The following is a 25,818-nucleotide window of genomic DNA, read 5'->3' as shown; positions in this document are numbered from 1 at the left end:
AATATAAATTCATTACTTTTTTAATCGATATAAATTATGACCAGTTTTAAGGTTAAAGATCAAAAACAAATTGGAATATCACCAACATCAGGGTCATCACATGCTTGAATAAAGTATTGTGTTGACTTGACATAGTTTGGCTCAACAAAAACACCTTGAATAAACATTAATCCTAAGTAATATTTTGCATGAACATCAGTTTTTGCAGCAACTTCAAATAGTTTTATCGCTTGAACATAATCTGGTTGGCTGCCATCATTATTTATATACATAAGAGCAAGGTCATTTTCAATGTTTAATTTGGCGCTGTCTATAATCCATGATTTTGCATCATTATAATTTTTCTCAACGCCGTTACCATTTAAATACATTAGACCTAACATTACTTTAGCGCGATTATCGTTTTGTACAACTGACTTATCAAACCAACTTTTCGCTTGCTGATAATCTTTTTCAACACCATACCCATTTGAAAACATTAAACCTAATTGCAATTGTGCACGTACATCACCTTGTAGAGCCGCTTTTTCATACCACACTTTTGCTTTAGCATAATCTTGTTCATCAGCATACCCATAAAAGTAATAACAGCCTAAAGCATATTGAGCATCAGCATTTCCTTGTTGTGCTGATTTTTCATACCATTGCTTAGCTAAGTGACTATTGTGTTCAATACCAATGCTATTTTGGTACAATGTGGCTAAATCAAATTCTGCACCAGCATCACCTTGTAAAGCAGCAGCGTCAAGCCATTGTTTTAATTTAATACTATCTTGTAGCTCATTACCATCAACATATTGATATTGAATGCCAAAATCATATTGCGGTTTTTCTGGTAAACTTTCAGCTGTCATTTGCAAAAGTTCATCATTACTTAATTTTTTTAATTCATTAGCGTTGGTTGAACTCACAGACAATAAAAATAAGAGTAAAGCAGTTACATTTTTATTCATCTTTTATTTCTAAACTCCATTACTTGAAATCCCCGTTGTTAGGTCATAACAATGGCGGCTTCAACTATCTTAGATTAAACCCTTACTCAGGTAAAAGCGCTAACAGGTTATTTTATCTAAATACTATTTTTTATTGAATATACACATCATCTATTTGATTATTGACAAATTTGATGCTGAAAGCCATTTTCGCAAGCGTTTTGTAACCATTGCTTAGCTAATTTAGGATTTTTTTTGACGCCTAAGCCATGTAAATACATTACCCCTAAATAATACTGGGAATGCGCAAAACCTTGTGCTGCACTCTGTTCAAAAAATTGTTTTGCTTTAGTAAAATCTGGCTTGATAACATAATTATTATAGCCACTCTTATCATCAACGCCATAATAGTAAATTTGTCCCAAGGCGCTGTTAGCGCGAGGTTGATTTTGATAAGCGGCATTTAGAAAATAATCTAATGAATATCCATTAAACTCGGTACTATCTAGACCATAAAAATCGAAATAAGCCACCATATATGATGCTTTAACATTACCTTGGTCAGCGGATTTCCAGTACCAATAATTAGCTTCAGTATAGTTTTTTAGAGGTACGCCATGCCCCATTCGATACATTTCACCAAGATAAAATTGGGCTTCATCACTCCCCATCAATGCAGCATTTTGGTACCATTGTTTGGCTTTAGTATAATCTTGTTCAACACCATAGCCCTTGTCATATATTAAGCCCAAGTTGAATGCTGCGTTAGCATCATTTTGTGCGGCAGCCTTTTCAAACCATTGTTTTGCAGCAGTGTAATCTTGTCCGATCCCCTTACCTTTGGCATAAATCAGTCCTAACGCCAGTTGAGCACGACTATCATTTTGTAATGCTGCTTTTTCGAACCACGCTTTAGCAATGGTCGAATTTTGCTCAACACCAATACCTTCAAGATAAAATTTTCCGATATTATATTGAGCATCAGCATTACCTTGTAGTGCCGCCTTTTCAAACCATTCTTTAGCTTTCTTATTATTCTGTTGTACTCCATTATTATTCTTTGCATATAAAAATGCTAACTGTAACTGAGCGGTTACATCGCCTTGTAGCGCTAACTGTTCATTCAAGGCTAACATTTTAGCTTCATGCGATAATAGCGTTGTTTCTTTTGTTACATCATCTACAATTTCGGATTTATTTGTTGCTTTTTTTCGCCACTCTTTAGCTTTAGCAGGATTGGGGGCAACGCCTTGCCCTGTTTCATACAAATTAGCCAATGCTAGTTGTGCATCCATGTTATTTTTTAAAGCAGCTCTTTCAAACCACTGTTTAGCTTTTACATAATCTTGATCGGTACCATTCGCTGTTAAGTACAAACTTGCTAATTGCACCTGCGCATCATCATCCCCTTGCTGCGCCGCTTGTTCATACCACTGCTTAGCTTTAATAATATCTTGCGTAACACCATAACCATATTGATAAAATTTGCCCAAAGCATATTGTGCATTCACATTACCTTGTAAAGCGGCTTTTTCATACCATTGTTGAGCTTTAGTGAAATTAATTTCAGTACCTTGTCCCTTTTTATATATTTCACCTAGATAAAACTGATAATTAGAGTTGCCTCGTGAAGCGGCTTTTTCGAACCACTCATTAGCTTTGACATAGTCTTGTTTAACACCTTTACCATTTTGATACATTAGACCTAAATTAAATTCAGCATGATCACTAATTTTTGTTGCCGCTTTTTCAAAAAACTCTTTGGCTTTTACATAATCTTGTTTTACCCCATCGCCATTTAAATAAAGTAATCCTAATTGCTCTTGCGGTCTTGAGTCAGGAAGTGCTGCACTTTTCTCAAACAACTCTTTAGCTTTGACAAAATCTTGTTTTACACCATTGCCATTTTTATACAGCATAGCTAAAAAGTATTGCGACAATTTATCATTTCGTTTAGCTGATTTTTCTAACCATTGCTTAGCTTGTACATAATCTTGTTCTGAACCAATACCATAATAATAGTAGATACCTGTTTCGTATTCACCATCAAGATCGCCTTGTTCTGCGGCTTTTTCGAACCATTGTTTGGCTTTGGAAAAATTGACATCAACACCATATGGTTCTTGATTGGTATAACTAAAAGCTAAAGATACCATTGCATTGATATCGCCTTGTAATGATCTTTTTTCATACCATTGTTGAACTTTACTATAATCCTGACTAAGGTCGTCAACATCTTCATTGTTATCTATTTTGTTAAATTCTGCTTGAGATAAACCTTGTTGACGTGCAGCCTCAAACCACTGATTAGCAATGTTTTCGTCTTGCTTTACCCCTTCACCACGTAGATATAGCTGACCTAATTTATATTGTGCATAAGCATAACCCTGCTTAGCAGATTTTTCGAACCAATTTTTAGCGTCAATATAATAGTTTGCATCTTCTTGTGCTTTTGCATAGTTTATTATGCCTAAGTAGTATTGGGCTTTGGGATGATTTTGCAGAGCGGCAATGTTAAGCCAATATTTTGCACCATCAATATATTGCATTTGCCCTATACCATAAAGTGCAAACTGCCCTAAATTAGCTTGAGCATCACTGTGACCCTGATTAGCAGCACTGGCAAACCACTTTCTTGCTAATCTATAATCTTTTATTACACCATATCCATGTTGATATAAAACGCCCAAATAAAATTGAGCATTACTATCACCTTCAGCGGCTGCTTTTTCAAACCATTCTTTAGCTTTAGCGTAATTTTTTTCTAATCCTTCATCACCGATAAAATACAAAAAACCAACTCTAAATTTAACATCATTGTTGGTTTGCGAAGTTAACTTTTCAAATAATTCTTTAGCCTTTAGATAGTTTTTTTCAACACCATTGCCTTCTTGATATCGAACCGCTAACTCATATTGTGCACTCGGAACTTGTTGTTCATAAGCCAACTGTAACAACTCATCTAATTTTAAATTTTCTTGCTCATTGGCATGAACCAAATTTATTGACATGAGTAATAATATTAGTAGATATTTCTTCATTTCTTATTTTGTTCCTTGATTATTATTACCTCAGAAAACAAGTTTATACCGAACAGTTTAAATTGTTTTATTATGATAAGCATAAACGATATAGAGAAAATTAGGAATCTAAAGATGTATTTCTGCATCAGGAAAGATTTTATTAAACATGGATTTGATGACAAAACCGTGTAATCGATTTTTCAATTAAAATAGATTTACTTTAGACCAAATGTTCTTTGGATTGATAGCTTATTTACAAATTTCACTATCCAGTCCATTTTCACATGCTTTTTTGTACCATTTTTGTGCTTGTTCTGGATCTCTTTTTACCGCATTTCCATCTTCATACATGATACCTAAATTATACTGAGCTTCAGGTTGATCTTGAGCTGCGGCTCTTTCAAACCACTCTTTCGCCAATTTTAAATCTTTTTCAACGCCTTTGCCTTCATAATATATCCACGCTAAATTAGTTTGTGCTTCAGCATCACCTTGAAGTGCTGCCTTTTCAAACCACTCTTTTGCTTTGGCATAATTTTGCTCTATTCCCTCTCCAGTGTCATACATAATGCCTAAATTGAATTGAGCATCGACAAAACCTTGTGCAGCTGCTTTTTCGTACCATGTTTTTGCTTGAGTAAAATCTTGTTCAACACCTCTACCATTCTCGTACATCATGCCTAAATTAAATTGCGCATCAACATCACCTTGTGATGCGGCTTTCTCAAACCAGTTTTTAGATTGAACATAATCTGGAGAACTTCCCATACCTGTGTAGTAAATTTGTCCTAAATTGAATTGAGCCTCAACAATACCTTGCGATGCCGCTTTTTCATACCATTGCTTAGCTTTTTCATAGTCCTGTTCAACACCTTTACCCTGTTCATACATTACACCTAAATAAAATTGTGCTTCAGGATCGTTTTGTTCTGATGCTAAGTTAGACAAATCGTTAATGCTTAAATTTTTGATATCTTGTGCACTTACTGCATTAGTTAAAAATAAAAAAAATAAAATAATTGTGTATAATTTTTTCACTTCTTATTCCTTAACTACGAGATAGTTATATTATTTAGATTATCGTATTTACATTTTATTCTAGCAATATAAATAATGATTACCAATTAATTTTAATTAAGTTTATTAAATTACGTTTATGCTTAAAATGGACGATAGTGGCAAAATATTAAAACAATACTGGGGTTGTCGTAATTATTTAGGAGGCGATTGCCTCCGTGTAGTGAGCTAAATTTTGTTAATTATTTACAAATTGGATGATTAACACCATTTTCACAAGCTTTTTCAAACCATTCTGATGCTTTGTCGTCATCTTTTGGTAAAACACCCATACCGTTTTGATACATCACACCTAAGTTAAATTGTGCTTCTGGTTTTCCTTGCTGTGCAGCTTTTTCCATCCAAACTCTTGCTTTATCGTAATCTTTTTTGACACCTTCGCCTAACAAATACATTTGACCATATTGATATTGTGCATTAACAAAACCTTGTTCTGCAGATTTTTCAAAAAGCTCTTGGGCTTTTGCAAAATTTTGCGATACACCACGACCATTTTGATACAAGGTTGCTAAATTGTATTGACCATGCTGATCATTTTGCGCTGCTGATTTTTCATATAACTGTTTAGCTTTTTCATAACTTTGTTCACCAGCAATACCATTTTCATAAAAAACACCTAAATTAGACTGTGCCGGTGCATAACCTTGTGCCGCTGATTTTTCGTATAATTCTCTCGCTTTAGCTTGATCTTTCTCAACATTTATACCGTCTTGATAATCTTGTGCTAAAGAGTATTGTGCTTTAGCATCATTTTTTTCATTAGCAAGTTTAATAATTTCTTCTCGAGGCAGTTTTTCTATATCTTCTAAAGAGGTTTCTGCATTGGCTATACCCGCTAAAAACAAAAACAGTAAGCTTGTGGTGAATATTTTTTTCATGTTTTTTCCTTATCATCTTTATAGGTTAAATAATTTATATTATTTTCTATTCTTGTACTTGGTAATATTGTCAAAATTATTGTCTAATAACAAATGATAGCATTAATAATTTTGACTAATATCAAAATTATTTAATAAAAATAGGTCATTGATTTCAGGGTAACTCTTTGCTATGAAAAATTTAATGATAATATGAATTTTATAAATATATCGGTGGAGGACAACTACTATTTACTAACAATGTATTTAATTATCTTGAGTCTAAACTGATGCTTTACTTAAGGTCGATAGCGTAACTAAAACAAGGCAAATAAAAATAAATATCACCCCCAACCAACCTAAAAAAGATAGATACTCACCGACAATTAACATGGCCAAAATAGCTGCAATAACCGGTTCTAATAGTGTAATAGTTGTTGCTGTGCTAGATGATATTGTTGACAGCCCATAACCATAACATAAATACCCGATAAACATGGGAATCAATGCCATATAAAGGCTTATGGTTATATTGATTAATGAATCAAATAACTGAGATCCTACTAAAATCATAACTGGAATTAACAATAAACCTCCGCATCCAAATGTCGTTCCCATCGCTGCTTTGCTGGATATACCTTTTAACATCATTTGACGAGCCGACCAAGAGTATAATGCATAAGTGAATCCAGCAATTAAACCAAGCAAAATACCAATAGCCAAATGACTATATTGCGTTGATGTCGCACTATTTTCAGAAAAACAAAGAAGCATAATGCCTAAAATGCCAAAAGCCGCGCCAATAACCCATTGTTTAGTAATATGAAAATCCTTGCTACGATACTCAATTATTGCTGAAAGAATCGGTGCCGTTCCAATAGATACTACTGTACCAACAGTCACACCAGATAGTCGCATAGAAGAGTAAAATGCTAGCGGATAAAGGGAAACAGCAATACTTCCAATCAGTAAAAAAACTAAGTGATTTGCTATTAACCTACGTTCTTTAAATATATTAGATAGAGCAAAAATAGACTGTAATAATCCCCCTACCCCCATGGCAAAGGAACCAATAAATAAAGGAGAGAGTGATGGGGCTAACGTTGCTGCCGTACCTGTTGTACCCCATAAGATTGATGCCAATATGACGGCAATAACACCGTATGAACGATTCATTGTGGCTTAAAGTGAGTTAGTTTTTTACTCAATGTTTTGTACTTGTTCTCTAATTTGTTCAATGAGAACTTTTAGTTCAATAGCACTTGCTGTCACCTCAGCATTGATTGATTTAGAGGCAATTGTATTCGATTCACGGTTAAATTCTTGCATCATAAAGTCCAATCTACGACCCACTGCTTCGTTTTTCTTTAAAATCGAATAGGTTTCTTTCACATGCGTTGTTAAACGATCAAGCTCTTCTGCCACATCAATACGTTGGGCAAGCATAAGTATTTCCTGCTCAAGACGAGAGTTATCAAGTTCTATATTCGCTTCTTCAAGTTTACTTTTCAGTTTCTCTTTTTGCCATTCCAATATTTGAGGCATACACTTTTTAATTTTATTAACTTGTTCTGTAATACCTTCTAATCGTTGAATAATTAAATCACGAAGAGCTTGACCTTCTCGTTCACGAACCGTGATAAATTCATCAATAGTAATATCCAATAGGGCCAAAATCTCTTGTGAAATCGTGTCAAGGTTTTGCTCTTTTGCTGATAACACACCAGGCCAACGCAACACATCGATAGGATTGACTTCAGCAGCTTGGTGCTGCGTTTTAATCCAATCTGCAGCAGTTAAAATTTGTTTAGCTAATTCTTTGTTAAGTAATAATTCTTGACCTTGTGCAGCAGGGTCTAATTCAAAGCGCAAATTGCATTCAATTTTTCCTCGAGTTAAACGATTACGTAAGCGTTCACGAATAATAGGCTCTAACGATCGAAACTGTTCTGGCAAACGGATATACGTTTCTAAATATCGTTGGTTGACTGAACGTAATTCCCACGAAGCATTACCCCATTGTTGATTTAGTTCTTTTCTTGCATAAGCCGTCATACTTGAAATCATAATTGCACCCTAAAATTGAAAAACTTGCTGGGCATTGTATCACAAATTCTGTATAATATGCTCTTAGCTTAGGCTAAACATCAACGTAATCCAGTTGATGTCCTCCTAAATGATTAGCTCAATACGATAATTTTTAAAATTAAACTGCTGGAGAATTGCATGCGCCCGTCTGGTCGATCTGCGGAACAAGTCCGCCCAATCAAAATAACCCGTCATTATACTAAGCATGCAGAAGGTTCTGTATTGGTTGAATTTGGTGAAACCAAGGTACTTTGTAATGCCACTGTTGATGAAGGTGTTCCACGCTTTTTAAAAGGTCAAAATCAAGGTTGGGTTACCGCCGAATATGGTATGTTACCGCGCGCGACCAATTCACGAAATCAACGCGAAGCAGCTAAAGGTAAACAAACAGGCCGTACAATGGAAATTCAACGCCTTATAGCGCGTTCATTACGAGCAATGATTGATCTTAAATTACTCGGTGAATATACCATTACTTTAGATTGCGATGTCATTCAAGCTGACGGTGGCACCAGAACGGCGTCTATAACTGGTGCTTGTGTCGCGCTTAATGATGCCATCAACCAAATGTTGGTTAAAGGACAAATTAAACAAAACCCAATCAAATCTTTAGTCGCTGCGGTATCTGTTGGTATTGTTGAAGGCGAAGCATTATGTGATTTGGAATACATTGAGGATTCTAACGCAGAAACCGATATGAACGTGGTCATGACCGACGATGGTCGAATAATTGAAGTACAAGGCACGGCCGAAGGCGAACCGTTCAGCCACGATGAATTATTGAAATTATTAGATCTAGCTAAAAACGGCATTGCCGCTATTATTGAAGCACAAAAGCAGGCCTTAAAAGATTAATTGGAGATAATCGATGAAATCATATAAAAGTGAATTTATAGAATTTGCTTTAGAAAGGCAAGCATTAAAATTTGGTGAATTCACCTTAAAATCGGGTCGTAAAAGCCCCTATTTTTTTAATGCAGGACTGTTTAACACTGGCAAAGATCTCGCTTTATTAGGTCGTTTTTATGCAGCAGCATTAACCGATGCTAATTTACAATATGATGTCATTTTTGGTCCAGCCTATAAAGGTATTCCTATCGTCTCATCAACGGTTGTTGCACTTTCAGAACACCATAATGTTGATGTGCCTTACTGTTTTAATCGCAAAGAGGCGAAAGATCATGGTGAAGGCGGTAATTTAGTAGGAAGTTCTATTTATCAACAGCGAGTTATGTTAGTTGACGATGTAATTACAGCCGGTACAGCCATTCGTGAATCAATGCGAATACTTGAAGACAACAAATCTAAATTAGCGGGTGTGCTTATCTGCTTGGATCGTCAAGAAAAAGGCCGCGGTGACCTTTCAGCTATTCAGGAGATTAAACAAACTTATCAATGTGATGTCATTTCAATCATCACACTAGATGACTTGATTCAATATTTATATAAAGATCCTGCCCGCCAAGACCAAGTTAAACAGGTCGAGGCTTATCGCGCGGAATATGGTATTAAATAAACTTTACCCACTTAATTAAACTCATTTCACAAGCGCCTTTATGGCGCTTTTTATTTAAGCATATTGCTGAGTTCATCAATGATAATTACTTTCTAACTAAATGATTTAACTAATACCAAGTATACTGATAGAATAACCTCATAATTATCAATAACTATATAAATTTTTTCAAGAATAAGTGAGGAGGTAAAACATGGAAGAATCGTTCAAACCACGGAGTTTATCAATCAGTGAATTATTTGGAGATACGACAAGTTTATACAAAATACCTAAATACCAACGTCCTTATAAATGGGAAAGTGAACAAGTTGAACAATTATGGGATGATATTTTGGAATCTCATGAAAATGGTGTGATAAATTATTTTCTTGGTTCAGTGATAACAGCTAGTTCTTATGATGAACCTCAATCGCCATATATCGATGTGGTTGATGGACAACAAAGATTAACAACGCTTATGATACTCTTTTGTGTTATACGCGATCACTTTCCAAATATTAATGAAAACGATTGTGAAAATCCACTAGCAGTGAATATAGATATCATACGTTCAGCAATTATTTTTAACGGTCGAGCGGAACGTTTAAGACTTTATACACATCGAACTCATCAATCTGATTTCCAACAATATATTTTAGATGAAGGAGCTACAAAACTATTAACTGCCCCTTATAAATATCAGATTAAAAATGAGCAAGAACCTAAGTTTAAATTTATTAATACTGCTTTAATTTTTATTGATAAATTGAGTTTGTTAGATGCAGATCAACTTGGAAAATTAATCAATTATTTATTTTATAAAGTTAAAATTATTCGTATTGATTGTACCAGTCGGGATTTCGCAATTAAATTATTTCAGGTATTGAATAATCGAGGATTAGATTTAACTTCTGCTGATTTAATTAAAAGTTTTTTATTAGAAAAACTATATAAAAAATATCAAGATGATATAACAACTTCAAAATTAAAAGAAGACACATTCATGTTTGATTGGCGTGAGATGGAACAAGTTATCAAACAATGTGATGATATGAGTTTAAATGATTTATTCATTATTTACGCGCATTATTTACTAGGATCAAATCAAAAAAAATCATTTACTGAAGAATTGCAGAATTTATTTGAAGATCAAGACCCAAATCAAGTTATTGCTTCTCTAAAATCTTTTGCTAAAAATTATTACGAACAAATATATTGTTCAAAAAATAAAATTATTTATTCATTCTGGTATTTACGCTGGAGCAATTATTGGAAAGCAATACTAATGACTGCAATAACAACCAAGTATGTTGATTTTGACGCCTTGACTATTGAGCTTAGGCGTTTCTACTACTTATATTGGATTACAGGCAAAACATTGTCACAAGTAAAACAAACTTCATTTAATATTATTAAAGCAATAAAAGAGAAAAAACATATAAATTATTTAAAAGCAATTTTTTCTAATAAGTTACAGGCAGATAAAATTATTGAATATGCAAAAGCTCAATTAACATCAAACATAGTTGATAAAGAAGCTTGGATTAAACCCATTTTGATTCTAATAGAATATGATTTAACAGACCAATCAAACCCTGTATTCATCAGTCTCAATAGAGATTTGCATTTGGAACATATTTTACCTAAAAAATATAAAAATTTTAAAGAATGGGATCACATTACCGATGAAATAAAAAATAAGTGGTTACATAGTATCGCTAATTTGACGTTATTGAGTGATAAAAAAAATATTGATTCTAGTAACAATCCTTTTAATGTAAAAATGATTGTATACAGTGGTGATAAAACTTCAAATACTACTGCGTTTCAACTTTCTCAGAAAATATTAAATGATTTTTATCAAAAAACATTTAATCAACAATGGAATGAAGAAGCATTGCATAATCGATATCTATGGATGCTTAACAAATTAGATCAGTTGTTAGTTTTAAATTCATTCTCTGAGGAACAAATGACGAGCCCACAAATGGACAATCATAATTCATGATCTATTATGATGGCTTAAAAGATACAGCCTGAGAAATTAGTTATGAAAAAGGAAAATTACTTTTCTTTTTCATAATTCAACACCTATACTAAATGTTCTTAAATATACTAAACGATTAATTGGTGCTAATTTAGAAAATCGAGCCTAAAAAGAATTGCATGTAGTGTTTATAAAACAAACTTGGTCACAATTCTATATAAGGCTTTTATTATTGATGCATTTTTCCAATTTATGCAACAAGATTTTGAAAATGTACTTTATCCATAATCAAATAAAAAAATACATCTAATCAATAAATTAATTATAATATTGAATAAAAAAACAGTTTTTGAATGATTTAAGTATCGAGTTAAAATAACTAAAAGTATAGATAGTAAAATTTAATTATTAAAAAGATAAAGAGCAAATGATTAATAATCATTTCTCCTTATAAAAGTTATAAATAAAAAATAATTGTTACTGTTAATATTACTTCGAATGACTTTGCACATAAAATTTGGCATTATCATAATGATAAATGATCTGGGAAAAATCGAAAGGCTCACCGGCCGAAGTATAAAAGATCTCCTCAACACATAGCGCGGGATCACCCGCTTTTAACCCTAAATAGGTTGCAACATCTTGCTCTAATTTTATCGCGTTAAAATATTTATCCGAAAATCCGATATTGATATTACACGTCTCTTGTACATAACTAAATATAGAATGCTCTGCTATTTGTTTATTCAAATAAGAGACTAATTTTTTGCGATAATAAGATTGTTCAAAGCCATAGACTTCACCATCGACATAACGTAAACGTTTAATAAAGTATACGTCTTCGTCATCACTGCATTGCAGATTTTCTTTAACTTTCTGGTTGGGCTTAATGATATCAACATTAAACACTTCGGACGATCCGGGTAGATCATTTAAATCAACACTAAAGCCATGGCTTTCTAGAAAGTTAAGATAACCACTCTTTTTAGGTTGACGAACAAAAATACCGCTACCTTGAATCTGGTAAATAACACCATGACGCTCTAAACGATTAAGGGCTTTTATAATCGTAGTCCGGCTAACCTGATATTGATTTATTAATCCTTCAATATTAGGTAACTGGGTATCTTTAGGCATTTTTTGTTGATAGATAGTTTGCTTAATTTTTTCAGCAACATCTTGATATTTCAGCATGGCGAACTCTTTATTCTTCTTATAAGTAAATGTTATATATTTTATACAGGTTAATAAGATTTTTAAACTAAGCGAATGAAAAGTTAGATCTAGATCACAAACAATATAATTGGTCATTAACAATTTCAATTTTATCGATAAGATAAGCTTACTAACCTTTTTGAGGAGTAAAATCGATGTCGTCAAAAATCAGAGACTATAATCAACTCGCTATTGATATTCTAAATGAGCTAGGAGGTGAAAATAATATTGTTACCGTAGCTCGCTGTACTACGCGTCTACGAATTGTTACCCAAAAAACACCTGAACACGCTAAAGAAACCATTGCTAAAATGCCAGGAGTCATCACGGTAGTTGAAAAAGGTGGACAAATTCAGATTGTTATTGGTACCAATGTTGAAAAAGTTTACAACGCATTTATAAAACTCATTAACACGGATAACAAAATTGAAAAAAATGCCCAAAGCGGAATGTTAAATCGCATTATTGCAACCATGTCAGCTGTTTTTGCCCCATTTGTTTATGTTCTAGCTGCATCAGGGATTCTACAAGGGATCTTAATTTTAATTAAATTAGCTTTTCCTCAGTTTGCAACAACCGGTACCTGTCAAATATTCAATTTTATTTCATGGGCACCTTTTGCTTTTTTACCTATTTTTATTGCAATTACTGCCTCACAACACTTTCGTTGTAATATTTATATTGCGGTCGCTTGTTGTGCAGCTTTATTATCGCCAACATGGGCAGAACTTGCGGCTTTAATAAAATCGGGACAAGAAATTGATCTATTTGGTATCGCTTTATCTGAAACCACTTACACTTCAACCGTATTACCACCCCTATTTTTAGTATGGTTGCTATCTTACCTTGAACGATTTTTAGAACCACGTTTACACAGCATTATTAAACCACTGTTAATGCCTCTTATCTGTTTAGTGATTATGGTGCCACTAACCTTACTAGCTATTGGACCAGTAACAGCAGGTGCCGCTCACTATATTGCTCATGGCTATAACTGGATAGTTAACCTTGCACCATCTGTTGCAGGTGGAATAATTGGCGCTGTATGGCAAGTCTTTGTCATATTTGGCGTACATTGGGGTATTACGCCTGTTATCATTGAAAATATTAACCAGTATGGTCAAGACTCATTCCAAGCTTTCCAAACTATCGCCGTTATTGGTCAAGTTGGTGCTGCATTAGGTTTTTATTTGAAAACTCGCTCGCAAGAAATGAAAGGGGTATCATTATCCGCTTTCGTGACAGGACTATTTGGTATTACCGAACCAGCCATTTATGGCGTTAATTTACGCTTTAAAAAACCTTTTATTTATGGTTGCTTATGTGGAGCACTTGGCGGGATTGTTGCAGGTTTGTTTTCACCCTATTACTATACTTATGCCGCATTACCTGGACCATTAACTATTGTCAATGCGATTAATCCTGAACATCCTGGATCATTTATTGGTGTTTTAATTGGATCAGCAATTGCATTATTCGGTCCTGTGTTGATAATCCAAATTTTAGGAACGGGTGAAGCGAAACAAGCACAGTCAAATGAGATTGAAAATGATACCCCCAAATTAGTATTGGGCGATCTAGAAATAACAAGTCCAATGTCAGGTAAAGCATTACCACTGAGTGAAGTCCCTGATCCTGCTTTTGCTCAAAAACTTATGGGGGAAGGTATTGCCATTGAGCCAACTGATAATCATGTATATGCGCCTGATGATGCACAGGTTACCGCTGTGTTTGCAAGTTCTAAACATGCTATTGGTTTAACATTAAATAATGGCGTTGAATTACTGATCCATGTTGGAATTGATACCGTTAATTTGACAAATAATGAATTTAGTTATCATGTAGAACTCAATCAAAAAGTGAAAAAAGGTGATTTGTTAATTAGTTTCGATCCAAAAGCGATCAAGCAAGCAGGATATCCACTAATTACACCAATTATTATTGTCAATACCGATCAATATCAACAAATTATTTTAACGGAAAATACAGAAGTTACACCTAAAAATATCATATTTAAAATTAAGCAATAATAGGGAAAAAGTTATGAAGCAAAAAACATTTTTATGGGGTGGAGCGTTAGCTGCCCATCAATTTGAAGGCGGTTGGAATGAAGGAGGCAAAGGCCCAAGTGTTGTCGATGTAATGACAGCGGGTGCCCATGGTGTTCCAAGACAAATAACTGAAGGTATAGAAGCGGATAAATTTTATCCGAATCATACTGCTATTGATTTTTATCATCACTATAAAGAAGATATTAAGCTATTTGCAGAGTTAGGTCTAAAATGTCTGCGTACTTCCATTGCATGGACGAGAATTTATCCTAAAGGGGATGAACTTGAGCCTAATGAAGAAGGACTAAAATTCTACGATGCGGTATTCGATGAATTAATTGCCCATGGCATTGAACCCGTTATCACCCTATCGCATTTCGAGATGCCACTGCATATTGCCCGTCACTATGGTGGATTCCGTAATCGTAAAACCGTAGAGTTTTTTGAGCGTTTTGCTATTACCTGTTTTGAACGTTATAAACACAAAGTCAAATACTGGATGACGTTTAACGAGATTAATAACCAAATGGATACCAGTAATCCAATCTTTTTCTGGACTAATTCAGGTGTTCAAGTTAAACCGGGCGAAAATCCTCAAGAAGTGCTTTATCAAGTTGCGCACTATGAGCTGTTAGCGAGTGCTAAAGCTGTGATTGCTGGCAAAAAAATTAACCCAGATTTTCAAATTGGTTGCATGGTATCTCATGTACCTATTTATCCGTTTTCTTGTAATCCTGAAGATATGATGGCCTCAGAAATCGCAATGCATCAGCGCTTCTTTTTCCCTGATGTACATGTTCGTGGCTATTATCCAGCATACGCATTAAAAGAGTTTGAACGCGAAGGCTACAAACTTGATATTACTGAAGAAGATTTAGCTTTTTTAAAACAAGGTACTGTTGATTACATCGGCTTTAGCTACTACATGTCAACTGTCGTAAAAGCTGATGTTAAAAATGATAACCGTGATAATATCGTCAATGGTGCACTACCTAATGCAGTTGAAAACCCTTATATAAAAAGCAGTGACTGGGGCTGGCCAATAGATCCTGAAGGTTTGCGCTATACACTTAACCGTTTATATGATCGCTATCAGTTACCTTTATTTATTGTGGAAAATGGTTTTGGTGCAATTGATGAATTAGAACATGATAATCAAATTCATGATAAACCTCGCGTTGAATATCTGGGCGCACATATTAAAGCAATGTTAAAAGCTATTGACTATGATGGCGTTGACGTGATGGGCTATACCGCATGGGGAATTATTGATGTGGTTTCTTTCACTACGGGTGAAATGAAAAAACGTTATGGTGTCATTTATGTCGATCGTGATAATGAAGGTAACGGCACAATGAAACGCTATAAAAAAGATTCATTTCAATGGTATAAACACGTCATAGCCACCAACGGCGCTGATTTAAAATAGTGCCGTTTATTGCTTGATTAGACACAATGAGGATTTTATTATTACAGGTAAAATCCTCATAGACACGTTATATTGTTAACCGTCAGCTAACACAATGATTGATTGAGTGACAAACATTTTCAGAATCATCAAAAATTAAAAATTAACTGTTTATCCAATTGTGGGTCAATTAATGTAACATGAAAACCAATTAACCTGACACCTCGATTATTACGCCTTTCTTGCCATACTTTATAAGCTTGAGCAATTAAATCTTGTTTATCTAATTTTGGCCAGACGTGTTCTTGAGTGGTTAATTGAAAATCATCGAATTTGAATTTGACGCCTTGTCTTGCAATCGATAGATCTGTTCTAACTTTACTTAACCTTTTCTCTAATTCATCATACAGGGGATCAAGTTGGTCTAAACATGCTTCCCATTGGTAAATATCATCGATTAACGTGCGTTCAACCCCTACGGATTTACGTTGTCGATCATTACAGACCTCGCGTTCATCAATACCTTGGCATCGTTCAAATAACACTCGACCAAATTTACCAAACTGATTAAGCAGCTTGGTAAGATCGTAATTAACAACATCGTTACAAGTAAATAAGCCCAATTCAGTCAGTTTTTTTTCGGTCACTTTACCTACACCGGGAATTTTATTAAGTGGTAACTGTGCAATAAAATTGTTCACTTGTTCGGGTCTAATGACATACTGACCATTAGGTTTATTCATATCTGATGCAATTTTTGCAAGAAATTTTAAAGGTGCAACACCGGCTGAAGCTGTTAATTCTAGTTCATTAAAAATAGCTTGGCGTATATCTTGGGCAATAAGCGTTGCTGAACCATGACAAAGTTTACACTCTGTTACATCTAAATAAGCTTCATCAAGCGAAAGTGTTTCAATTGCAGAAGTATAACGCGCAAATATTTGGTGAATCTGATTTGATACCTCTTTATAAACTGCATGTCTACCAGGAATTACTTTAAGATTAGGACATAGTTTTATCGCTTGTGCTGTTGACATCGCACTATGTACACCAAATTGACGTGCTAAATAATTAGCTGTTGCAACAACACCTCGTTTGCGCGGATCGCCGCCTACTGCAATAGGTAAATGACGATAACGAGGATTATCTCGCATTTCAACTGCAGCATAAAAACAATCCATATCAATATGAATAATTTTTCGCATAATGGGTTTAATTGTACTTAAGATATAACTGTATAAATATACAATATCATACCTTAAGTACTCGTGCAAACGGACAATAAATTAGTGTAATAATTTATCAAAATCGATCAATCCATTTTTATCATAAGGATCGCCTATCCACCGAGTTGATTGATGAAAGTTAGGATTAACAATACTTTTTTGCGGTTCATATAAGTTATAACTCAGCCCAGCTAAATCAGACCAAGTATGAATCAAATCTTGAGTACTGTATTTACGATCAATATAGTTTTGATAATTATTAGGATGTGTTGCCCGCCACTGCGGTGATTGCCAAAGCATAAATGGCACGGTATACATGGTTTTCGTTGGTGCTTTTTCATTACGACCTAATACATCATGAGGTGGAGTTTGGTAAACATCTTCACCATGATCAGAAAAATACAAGATAAAACCATTTTCGTGGCTTTGTTTAAACATTTTAAACAAGGTTGTTGTGACATAATCATTATAACTGACCGCATTATCATAACTATTATAAACATCTAACTTATCGTCATCTAAAGAATGAGCAATGCCAGTTTTATCGCGAAAACGGTCATGTTCGCCATCTTTTGGATAGCGAAACTCATACTTCATATGCGTACCAAGTAGATGAATAACAATAAATTTCTTTTCTGCTGGATCGGCTAACACAGATTTAAAAGGCGGAAAAACTGACTCATCATACTGCCTTGAACTTTGATTGCGATCATTATTCATATAAAACTGCTCATCAGCCTGTTTTGAAAACATAGTTAACATGGTATTACGTTCTGTCATTGTCTGTTGATTAGTGATCCAAAACGTTTTATAACCTGCTTGTTTCATCAAGTAAATTAGTGAGGGAGTTTTCAAATATAAATCAGGATGCCGCTCATCAGCAAAGGTTAACGCTTGTTGGAGAATTTCAATGGTATATGGCCTTGAAGATACAACATCATTAAATACGAGTAAATCTGGATTATCCTTTTTAAATTGTTCAATTTGAGGCGTCGTATCGCGTCCATAACCATAAATCCCCATGCGATTACGAGTGGTGGATTCACCAATAATTAGCACTAACGTTCTTGGCGTATCACCATTAGCATCGGTTAAATTTTCTAACTTTGGTAAGGTTTGCAAGTGATTTAAGATATCTTCCATGCTAGATAATTGCGAACGATAAGCTATGTAACTATTGATTAATTGCCAAGGTACTGTGGTTTCCATACGTGTTAATAAATGTTTATACGCCTCTTCAAAGGTGTTTTTTTTGACAGTTAAGCTAATTACTAACGGCATTATCGCGTAAATAGCAATTAGCATAGATACTATCCACTTGGTACCATTTTTAACATAAACAGGTTTGACTTTTTTCCACAAATAAATTGCAATTAAAATATAAACAACAAGGATAACCACCAATTTCCAACTTAAATATTGTTGAATAAATTCATGTGATTCATTGAAGTTTGATTCCGCCATGACAAAAAATACACTCTGTGAAAATTCTTGTCGGTAAATGACAAAATATCCAATTGAAATCAAAGACAGGCCACCAACAATTATTCCATAAACAGCGGTGATTTTACGGGTATAATTAGGAAAAAATAAAACAGGAATTAGCCAAATCAAACTATAAATTATTGCATCGCGCAAACCAATAAAGTTGGAGTGTCCAGATAAGGCTATATAAAGTTGTAAAGCACAAGAAAAATAGCAAAAAAATAGAATGATAAAAATAAGATTTGACCAACTAAATTTTGCAGACTGGTTAAATTTTTGCATAACTTTTTTTTCAACAAGGAATAATTAAGTTTTATAAGTTATCTTTTCGAGATTAATAAAACCTTAAGGTATTTATTAAAGTTAATAATTAATAACAACCCTAGTTACTAAAATAAAAAAACTTAATATATAATTGATCAAGTTATCACTAAATTAACATTATTATCATATTAGTCAATTTTTATACCTAACAATTTTGCAACAGCACTATACTGTGGTTGCATTAATTGCGCAGGCCGTTCATTAAAAATAATCTGTCCATCTTCTACCACTAAACAACGCGAGAAATAGTTCAATGATTCATCTAGATAATGCGATACCATCATTAGCGTTAAATCATACTGATGACAAATTTGATTAACTAACGATAACATTTCTTGACGTAAAGCTTGATCAAGGGCTGAAAAAGGCTCATCCAACAATAAAATTGGACGATGTTGTATCAAACAACGAGCCAGCGCTACTCGTTGACGTTGCCCCCCTGATAATTGTTCTGGATAACGCTCTGAAAATCCAGCCAATCCGACTTGTTCAAGAATATTAGCGATTGTATTTTGCTCAGCTTGTGTAAGTTTTAATGATGGTTTAATTCCTAAAGCGATGTTTTGTTGAACTGTTAAGTGACTAAATAAATTATTGTGTTGAAATAACATCGACACAGGGCGTTTGCCCGGCGCAATTTTTGTCATATTTTGATGATTAAGTTTAATTGTGCCTGAATTTGGAAAAATAAACCCAGCGATTAAACTCAATAAAGTACTTTTACCTGCACCACTTGGTCCAACAATCACGACGTGCTCTTTTGCTGCAATATTAATTTCAAAATGCATATTAAAATTATCGTAATGATAATTTACTTGATTAAGTTCGATCATAATCCATCACAACCATTAAGCTAAAAGATAACATCAATAAAATTGCAGCCGTCACAGTACCTTCTTGATAATGATAGTGTGATATTTGCTCATATAAATAGTAAGGTAAGGTGGTTAAAGCTTGCCCACCAAACAAAGCAATAACACCAAAATCACCAAATGACAAAATAACAGCAAAAGCAAAACTCATTACCATCAACTTTTTTAATGCCTTAAATTCAATCAAGTAAAAATGTGTTAAACCTTGAATATTAAGCGATTGGCAAAGTTGCCAATAACGTAAACTCACTTCATACATGGGGATTGAAAGATTTTTTAATAAAAAAGGTAACGCCATCAGTGCGTTACACAACATCACTAATATTGAAATAATAATTATATTGTCGGCATATTGAAATAATAATAAGAAAAGCCCTGAAGCTAAAACCATACTTGGAATGGCCAAAATTAATGAACCAATTAACATTAAACGATTGCTCCATTTAATTTGTTGATTAATCAATAATCGGCTATTGGTCCAAAGTAACAATAATGCAAGAAACATTGCAATAAAAGCGGAACCTACTGCAATGATAATTGAGGTAAGCAGTGCTTTTAAAAGTGCCGCTGTTAATAACGCAAATTTGAAAAAATAAATACCTTCAATCAATATTGTAACCAACGGTAATAAAATAAATAAACTCCCAATCAAAATGATGACATAACTGATCAATGATAAATAGTAAGGAATCGGAACTTGATAAGTTTGATGAACAAATCGAATATGCATTTTTTTGATTCGATTTATTCTTTGCATGATGATAAGAAAACCAATACAACAAATTAGTTGCAAAAAAGAAAGTAACACGGCTTGTATAAGATCAAAATCACGGATCGACTGATATATTGCTACCTCAATAGTGGTATATTTTGGCCCGCCACCAAGAGCTAACACGATTGCAAAACTTGAAAAACATAACATAAAAATCAGTGCTGCCATTGGTAAGATTTGTCGACGCAATAATGGCCATTCAACTAACTTAAAAAAAGTAAAAGCAGAAAAATTTAACTGAGCAGCTAACTGTTTTTGTTCGATAGGAACACTTTTTAAGGATTGATAAAACAAACAACAAGCATAAGGAAAATTTAAAAACACATGGGCTAATAATATACCTTTCAAACCATAAATTGATAATTCAATTGGTAGGTTCAAAAATTGAAAAATTAACGAAACGATACCATGCTGACCATACACTGAAAGCAAACCAGTAACCACAACTAAAGTCGGTAAAATAAAGGTAACCGGCATTATTTTGATGAGTAATCCTTGACATGGAAAGCCTACCATAGCTAATGCTTTCGCCATCAATACTGCCAATATGATGGCTAAACAAGTTGATAAACCAGCTTGCAAAACTGTTACCCAAATAATATGCAGTAAATAATGATCAAAATAGATGCTTATATTATCGGTTCGAATTGCAAATCCCCAAAGCGCAATAAGTGCCGTGCCTAATATGAGCAAAATCAAACCAACAGCACTGATACCTGGAATTAAGGATTGAAATTTCAATATTCGTTCCGATGACATTATTTACTGACAGCAACTTGCCATTCACGCACCCAAGATTTTTGATTTAATTCAACTTGCTTTGCATCAAATTCAAGGGCTTTTTTCACTGTATCAATCTGTTGATAAGCTGCTGGCAAATCAGTTTTTATGATTGGATACATGACATTTTTTTCAGCAAATTGACGTTGAATCTCGGGTGTTAATAAATAATGTAAAAATTGGCGAGCTAACTCTGGTTGTTGTGTATATTTTACAATGGCAGCCACTTCAACTTGACGATAATGCCCCTCATCAAAAATGGCGGCAGCAAAACGATGATCGTTATCAGAAATTATATGTGCAACAGGGGAAGTGCTGTAACTTAATACTAAATCTGCTTCATTTTTCAAAAACATGCCGTAAGATTCGCTCCAACCTTTTGTTACTGTTACGGTATTTTTAGCTATTTTTTGCCATGCTTGCGCAGCATCATCACCATAAACTTTTTTAACCCACAGCAGCAAACCTAATCCAGGCGTGCTAGTTCTAGGATCTTGATAAATGATTTTCCAATGATCTTTATTGTCAACTAACTGTTGCATAGATCGCGGTGGATTTTTTATCTTCTGTTTATTATAAATAAAGGCAAAATAACCGAAGTCATATGGCATAAACTCATTATCCCACCAGTCAGTATAGAGATTATCGGGTTTGTCGATCTGATGTGGAATAAAAATATTCGTTAATTTTGCTTGCTCAAGTAGATTATTATCCAACCCTAAAACAACATCAGCATTGGTTTTATCACCTTCAAGCTGAATACGATTTAAAATTGAAACACCATCACCTAACGTAATTACTTCTAGCTGACAATGACATTGAGCTTCAAAACCCTGTTTGATAGCTTCTCCAGGCCCCCACTCCGACATAAACGAATTATAGCTATATATTGTTAAAGTCGGTTGCTGTGCGCCAGAAAAATGCGACCAAAATAATGATATAAATAGAACAGTTGATAACAACAATTGACGAAACATTTTGCCTCCAAATAGCAAGAAAAAGACAAAAGGTTTGAGCAGATATAATAACTCAAATCCCTCCGCTGGCATGATCCAGTTCAGGTTCGACGGGTTATGTTAACACAACTAACACTCTCAGCCCATTAGGGCACCCCGTTGAGAACAGCATTAGTGTAGTCGGTGAAGGCTTAATTGTAAATAGTTGTTACTCACTGTTGCCATTCAAACTTCTTTGCCATTTTAGAATAAATTAACTTAAACTTACCAGTGTTGATCTTATACTGCTCTCCTTTACAAAATTCCGGTTTAGGATCTTTTATTAGTCCAGCTTCATCACCATATTCATGTTCATCATCATAATAGTTAGTCACATAATGTTTTAGGTTTATCGTTAAATCCTTATTGACCGAAAATTCAATAAAACAATTCACATCCTCATAAGAATATTGACTATCTAAAAGCACCGCATCAAGCAATTTACCTTGTTCATCATAACTAGTTAGTTGAATATTGAGTAATGGGGTATCAGATATCCCATACCAATTATAAATAATCACTTAAAGACAATTATTCGCATAAAACCACCTACTTCGTAATAACGAATTCCTTCATGAAAGGGAATAAATTCATAGGACGTATTTTGGATCGGGAAATCAATCTCTTGCTCATTTAAAGGTCAAGTGAGTTTTGCATACTTATCCAAAAGGACATTTTCACCATGATTATTTGATTTATAGTATTTTATCAATTGTGAGGAGGTTATCGGTAGTTTGAGCTCTTGCAGATTGTTATGGTCTTGGGCAAATGCCAAAGTTGAAAAGACAAAAAGCATTGACAATCAGTTAGTTAAATAAATTTTGGCACATGTTTTCTTTTTATTTTTTTCTATTTTATAGTTAAGTTAATCTATCACCCTTAAATTAAAAAATTTTTGTTTATAAAAAAATTAGCTATTTACTTGTCCTTAACTAATCCCACAGTGACAATTTATCAATTTATCAGTATTATATTGGGCATTTTATTTTAATTGATTAGGTTCAGTGTGAATATTCAACAACTATTAACACAACGTGTTTCCCAAGCAATGATTATGGCCGGTGCTGATAAAAACTGTGACGCTTTAATCAAGCAATCCGCTAAAGTTCAATTTGGTGATTATCAAGCAAATGGTATCATGTCTACCGCTAAAAAATTGGGAATGCCACCACGCGCATTAGCTGAAAAAGTTTTACAACATCTTGATATTGATGATATTGCCGATAAAGTGGAAATCGCTGGGCCGGGTTTTATTAATATCTTCTTAAAAAATAGTTGGATTGCTGAACAAAACGAAGTCGCGCTAAGTAGTGATAAACTCAATATTACTTTACCCGCCAAACCTCAAACTATTGTGGTTGATTACTCGGCACCCAATGTTGCTAAAGAGATGCACGTCGGTCATCTACGCTCAACCATTATTGGTGATGCCAGTGTACGAGTATTAAGCTTTCTTGGTCATAATGTTATCCGTGCCAACCATGTTGGAGATTGGGGAACCCAATTTGGGATGTTAATTGCCTATCTTGAAAAAATGGAAAATGAACATGCCAACGACATGGAGCTTTCAGATTTAGAATCGTTCTATCGCGCAGCTAAAAAACATTACGATGAAGACGAAGCCTTTGCCGAAAAAGCCCGTAATTATGTAGTAAAACTTCAAGGTGGTGACAAATATTGCCGTGAAATGTGGCGAAAATTGGTTGATATCACCATGACGCAAAATATTGCCACATATAAACGCCTTAATGTCACATTATCGATTGAAGATACAATGGGCGAAAGCATCTATAACAGCATGCTACCAGGCATTGTTGCCGATCTAAAACAGAAAAAATTAGCGGTTGAAAGTGACGGTGCAATCGTTGTATTTTTAGATGAATATAAAAATAAAGAAGGCGAACCCATGGGCGTTATCATCCAAAAACGTGATGGTGGCTATCTTTATGCAACAACCGACATTGCCTGTGTTAAATATCGTTATGAAACACTTCATGCTGAACGTATTTTATATTATACCGATTCACGTCAACATCAACATTTAGAACAAGTTTGGGATATCGTGCATAAAGCGAAATATGTACCAGAATCCTTAAAACTTGAGCATCACATGTTTGGTATGATGTTAGGTAAAGATGGCAAGCCGTTTAAGACGCGTTCTGGTGACACTGTTAAATTAAATGATCTACTTGATGAAGCGACAGAACGAGCGACTACTTTAATTCGAAATAAAAATCCAGACTTAACCGATACTGAGCTTGCCCAAGTGGTTGACGCTGTAGCAATAGGTGCGGTCAAATATGCTGATCTTTCCAAAAATCGTACCACCGATTATGTGTTTGATTGGGATAATATGTTGTCATTTGAGGGAAATACGGCCCCTTATTTACAATATGCTTATACGCGCGTGCTTTCTGTATTTAGAAAATCAAATATCAGCGAAGACAGCTTAAGCGGCACTATTAATTTAGGTACGGATAAAGAGCGAGCATTAGCGATTCGATTAATACAATTTGATGAAACTGTATCAAACGTTGCCGCAGAAGGCACACCACATGTACTTTGCGCCTATTTATACGATATCGCTACCCTATTTTCTAGTTTCTATGAAAATTGCCCTATTTTAACGGCGGAAAACGAAAACTTGAAACAAAGCCGCTTAAAATTGGCTTCGTTAACCGCTAAAACCCTTAAAATCGGTCTTGATATGTTAGGAATCAAAACTGTCGAAAAAATGTAACATTAGCATACCACCGATAAAATTCATCATCGGTGGTTTTTTCATTAAAACACATAAATTCTTTTAAAATTTTTACACGCTGATATATTAAAGAACGCTAAAAATCCAATTCATCCATATACTCTTTAGTGTTAAACAAAGCAATACTACACTTTTTGAGATTGACAATAAATCGCATAATGCTTTTGTTGGTCTCGATTTTTGGACAATAGATTATTGATATAAAATAGGTAGTTATTGATTAAAAATCCTGTAATACTAAAATTAAATTTTATATAAAAGCTTGAATTTGGGATAAAAATCTAAAAAATAATACTTTAACCATTTCATTTATTTACATATTTTTATAAGAACGGCACTTGATATTAAAAATAGTTTAGTTAGAATTCTTTCAAATTATTTAAGCAACCAAGAGTAGTTGACCATGACAAAATATAAATCAACAGTCCTAAACAACATTGTTGATTTATTGTTAATCCTCCATCTTAGGG

Annotated in this window: 19 protein-coding genes and 1 riboswitch; of the genes, 6 read left to right on the top strand and 13 right to left on the bottom strand. The window is 34.1% G+C overall.

The features are described 5' to 3' along the window. Window positions 1–59 precede the first annotated feature (59 nt). From J3U63_RS03825 to J3U63_RS03800, 6 genes are all read right to left on the bottom strand, one after another. The gene (locus J3U63_RS03825; RefSeq protein WP_267348229.1) at window positions 60–953 is read right to left on the bottom strand and encodes a tetratricopeptide repeat protein; all 894 of its coding nucleotides are present in this window, start codon (window positions 951–953) and stop codon (window positions 60–62) included. 158 nt (window positions 954–1,111) lie between these two features. After that, on the bottom strand, window positions 1,112–3,973 hold the full coding sequence (locus tag J3U63_RS03820; protein WP_267370488.1) for an SEL1-like repeat protein: 2,862 nt from the start codon (window positions 3,971–3,973) through the stop codon (window positions 1,112–1,114). 231 nt (window positions 3,974–4,204) lie between these two features. Continuing rightward, on the bottom strand, window positions 4,205–4,993 hold the full coding sequence (locus tag J3U63_RS03815) for a tetratricopeptide repeat protein (RefSeq protein WP_267370487.1): 789 nt from the start codon (window positions 4,991–4,993) through the stop codon (window positions 4,205–4,207). Window positions 4,994–5,214: 221 nt separating this feature from the next. After that, complete coding sequence (locus J3U63_RS03810; protein WP_267370486.1) at window positions 5,215–5,910, bottom strand: tetratricopeptide repeat protein; 696 nt, start codon at window positions 5,908–5,910, stop codon at window positions 5,215–5,217. A gap of 261 nt (window positions 5,911–6,171) precedes the next feature. Further along, the gene (locus J3U63_RS03805) at window positions 6,172–7,065 is read right to left on the bottom strand and encodes a DMT family transporter (RefSeq protein WP_267370484.1); all 894 of its coding nucleotides are present in this window, start codon (window positions 7,063–7,065) and stop codon (window positions 6,172–6,174) included. A 24-nt stretch (window positions 7,066–7,089) separates the two neighbouring features. Then, a complete protein-coding gene (locus tag J3U63_RS03800; protein WP_267370482.1) occupies window positions 7,090–7,956 on the bottom strand; it encodes a YicC/YloC family endoribonuclease in 867 nt (288 codons plus the stop codon). Window positions 7,957–8,115: 159 nt separating this feature from the next. Between J3U63_RS03800 and rph the strand changes: the two genes are divergently transcribed. The 3 genes from rph (at window position 8,116) to J3U63_RS03785 (ending at window position 11,480) form a co-directional block, all read left to right on the top strand. Further along, complete coding sequence (gene rph, locus J3U63_RS03795) at window positions 8,116–8,832, top strand: ribonuclease PH (protein WP_267332537.1); 717 nt, start codon at window positions 8,116–8,118, stop codon at window positions 8,830–8,832. A gap of 13 nt (window positions 8,833–8,845) precedes the next feature. Next, window positions 8,846–9,493, top strand: coding sequence for an orotate phosphoribosyltransferase (pyrE, locus tag J3U63_RS03790; protein ID WP_267370481.1), 648 nt, complete (start codon window positions 8,846–8,848; stop codon window positions 9,491–9,493). A gap of 193 nt (window positions 9,494–9,686) precedes the next feature. Beyond that, window positions 9,687–11,480, top strand: coding sequence for a DUF262 domain-containing protein (locus J3U63_RS03785; protein WP_267370479.1), 1,794 nt, complete (start codon window positions 9,687–9,689; stop codon window positions 11,478–11,480). 468 nt (window positions 11,481–11,948) lie between these two features. On the opposite strand, the gene J3U63_RS03780 is transcribed toward J3U63_RS03785, so the two are convergent. Next, entirely contained in the window at window positions 11,949–12,653 is a 705-nt protein-coding gene (locus tag J3U63_RS03780; protein ID WP_267332535.1) for a GntR family transcriptional regulator, read from the bottom strand. Window positions 12,654–12,829: 176 nt separating this feature from the next. Here J3U63_RS03780 and J3U63_RS03775 point away from each other — a divergent pair, with 176 nt between their 5' ends. Both J3U63_RS03775 and J3U63_RS03770 read left to right on the top strand, forming a co-directional pair. Continuing rightward, window positions 12,830–14,704 (top strand): glucose PTS transporter subunit IIA, encoded by a 1,875-nt coding sequence (locus tag J3U63_RS03775; protein ID WP_267370477.1) that lies wholly within the window; start codon window positions 12,830–12,832, stop codon window positions 14,702–14,704. A gap of 13 nt (window positions 14,705–14,717) precedes the next feature. Further along, window positions 14,718–16,154: a 6-phospho-beta-glucosidase gene (locus J3U63_RS03770; protein ID WP_267332533.1), complete on the top strand. Its 1,437-nt coding sequence runs from the start codon at window positions 14,718–14,720 to the stop codon at window positions 16,152–16,154. 128 nt (window positions 16,155–16,282) lie between these two features. Here J3U63_RS03770 and dinB read toward each other — a convergent pair whose 3' ends face one another. The 6 genes from dinB to J3U63_RS03740 form a co-directional block, all read right to left on the bottom strand. Next, complete coding sequence (gene dinB / locus J3U63_RS03765) at window positions 16,283–17,338, bottom strand: DNA polymerase IV (protein WP_267332532.1); 1,056 nt, start codon at window positions 17,336–17,338, stop codon at window positions 16,283–16,285. An 81-nt stretch (window positions 17,339–17,419) separates the two neighbouring features. After that, entirely contained in the window at window positions 17,420–19,126 is a 1,707-nt protein-coding gene (gene cptA, locus J3U63_RS03760) for a phosphoethanolamine transferase CptA (protein ID WP_267370475.1), read from the bottom strand. Between the two features lie 170 nt (window positions 19,127–19,296). Beyond that, window positions 19,297–20,001 (bottom strand): thiamine ABC transporter ATP-binding protein ThiQ, encoded by a 705-nt coding sequence (thiQ, locus tag J3U63_RS03755; protein WP_267332530.1) that lies wholly within the window; start codon window positions 19,999–20,001, stop codon window positions 19,297–19,299. Then, window positions 19,988–21,553: a thiamine/thiamine pyrophosphate ABC transporter permease gene (gene thiP / locus J3U63_RS03750; protein ID WP_267370473.1), complete on the bottom strand. Its 1,566-nt coding sequence runs from the start codon at window positions 21,551–21,553 to the stop codon at window positions 19,988–19,990. Before thiP ends, thiQ begins: the two co-directional genes overlap by 14 nt. 17 nt (window positions 21,554–21,570) lie before the next feature. Next, the gene (thiB, locus tag J3U63_RS03745) at window positions 21,571–22,569 is read right to left on the bottom strand and encodes a thiamine ABC transporter substrate binding subunit (RefSeq protein WP_267332528.1); all 999 of its coding nucleotides are present in this window, start codon (window positions 22,567–22,569) and stop codon (window positions 21,571–21,573) included. A gap of 39 nt (window positions 22,570–22,608) precedes the next feature. Next, window positions 22,609–22,717, bottom strand: a riboswitch (TPP riboswitch). A gap of 43 nt (window positions 22,718–22,760) precedes the next feature. After that, entirely contained in the window at window positions 22,761–23,108 is a 348-nt protein-coding gene (locus tag J3U63_RS03740; protein ID WP_267370471.1) for a hypothetical protein, read from the bottom strand. A gap of 485 nt (window positions 23,109–23,593) precedes the next feature. On the opposite strand from J3U63_RS03740, the gene argS reads away from it, so the two are divergent. After that, a complete protein-coding gene (gene argS / locus J3U63_RS03735; protein ID WP_267344826.1) occupies window positions 23,594–25,327 on the top strand; it encodes an arginine--tRNA ligase in 1,734 nt (577 codons plus the stop codon). Window positions 25,328–25,818 lie beyond the last annotated feature (491 nt).

Source organism: Gilliamella sp. B2838 (assembly GCF_026536185.1).
GTDB lineage: Bacteria > Pseudomonadota > Gammaproteobacteria > Enterobacterales > Orbaceae > Gilliamella.
This window is presented reverse-complemented; position numbering and strand designations above follow the sequence as displayed.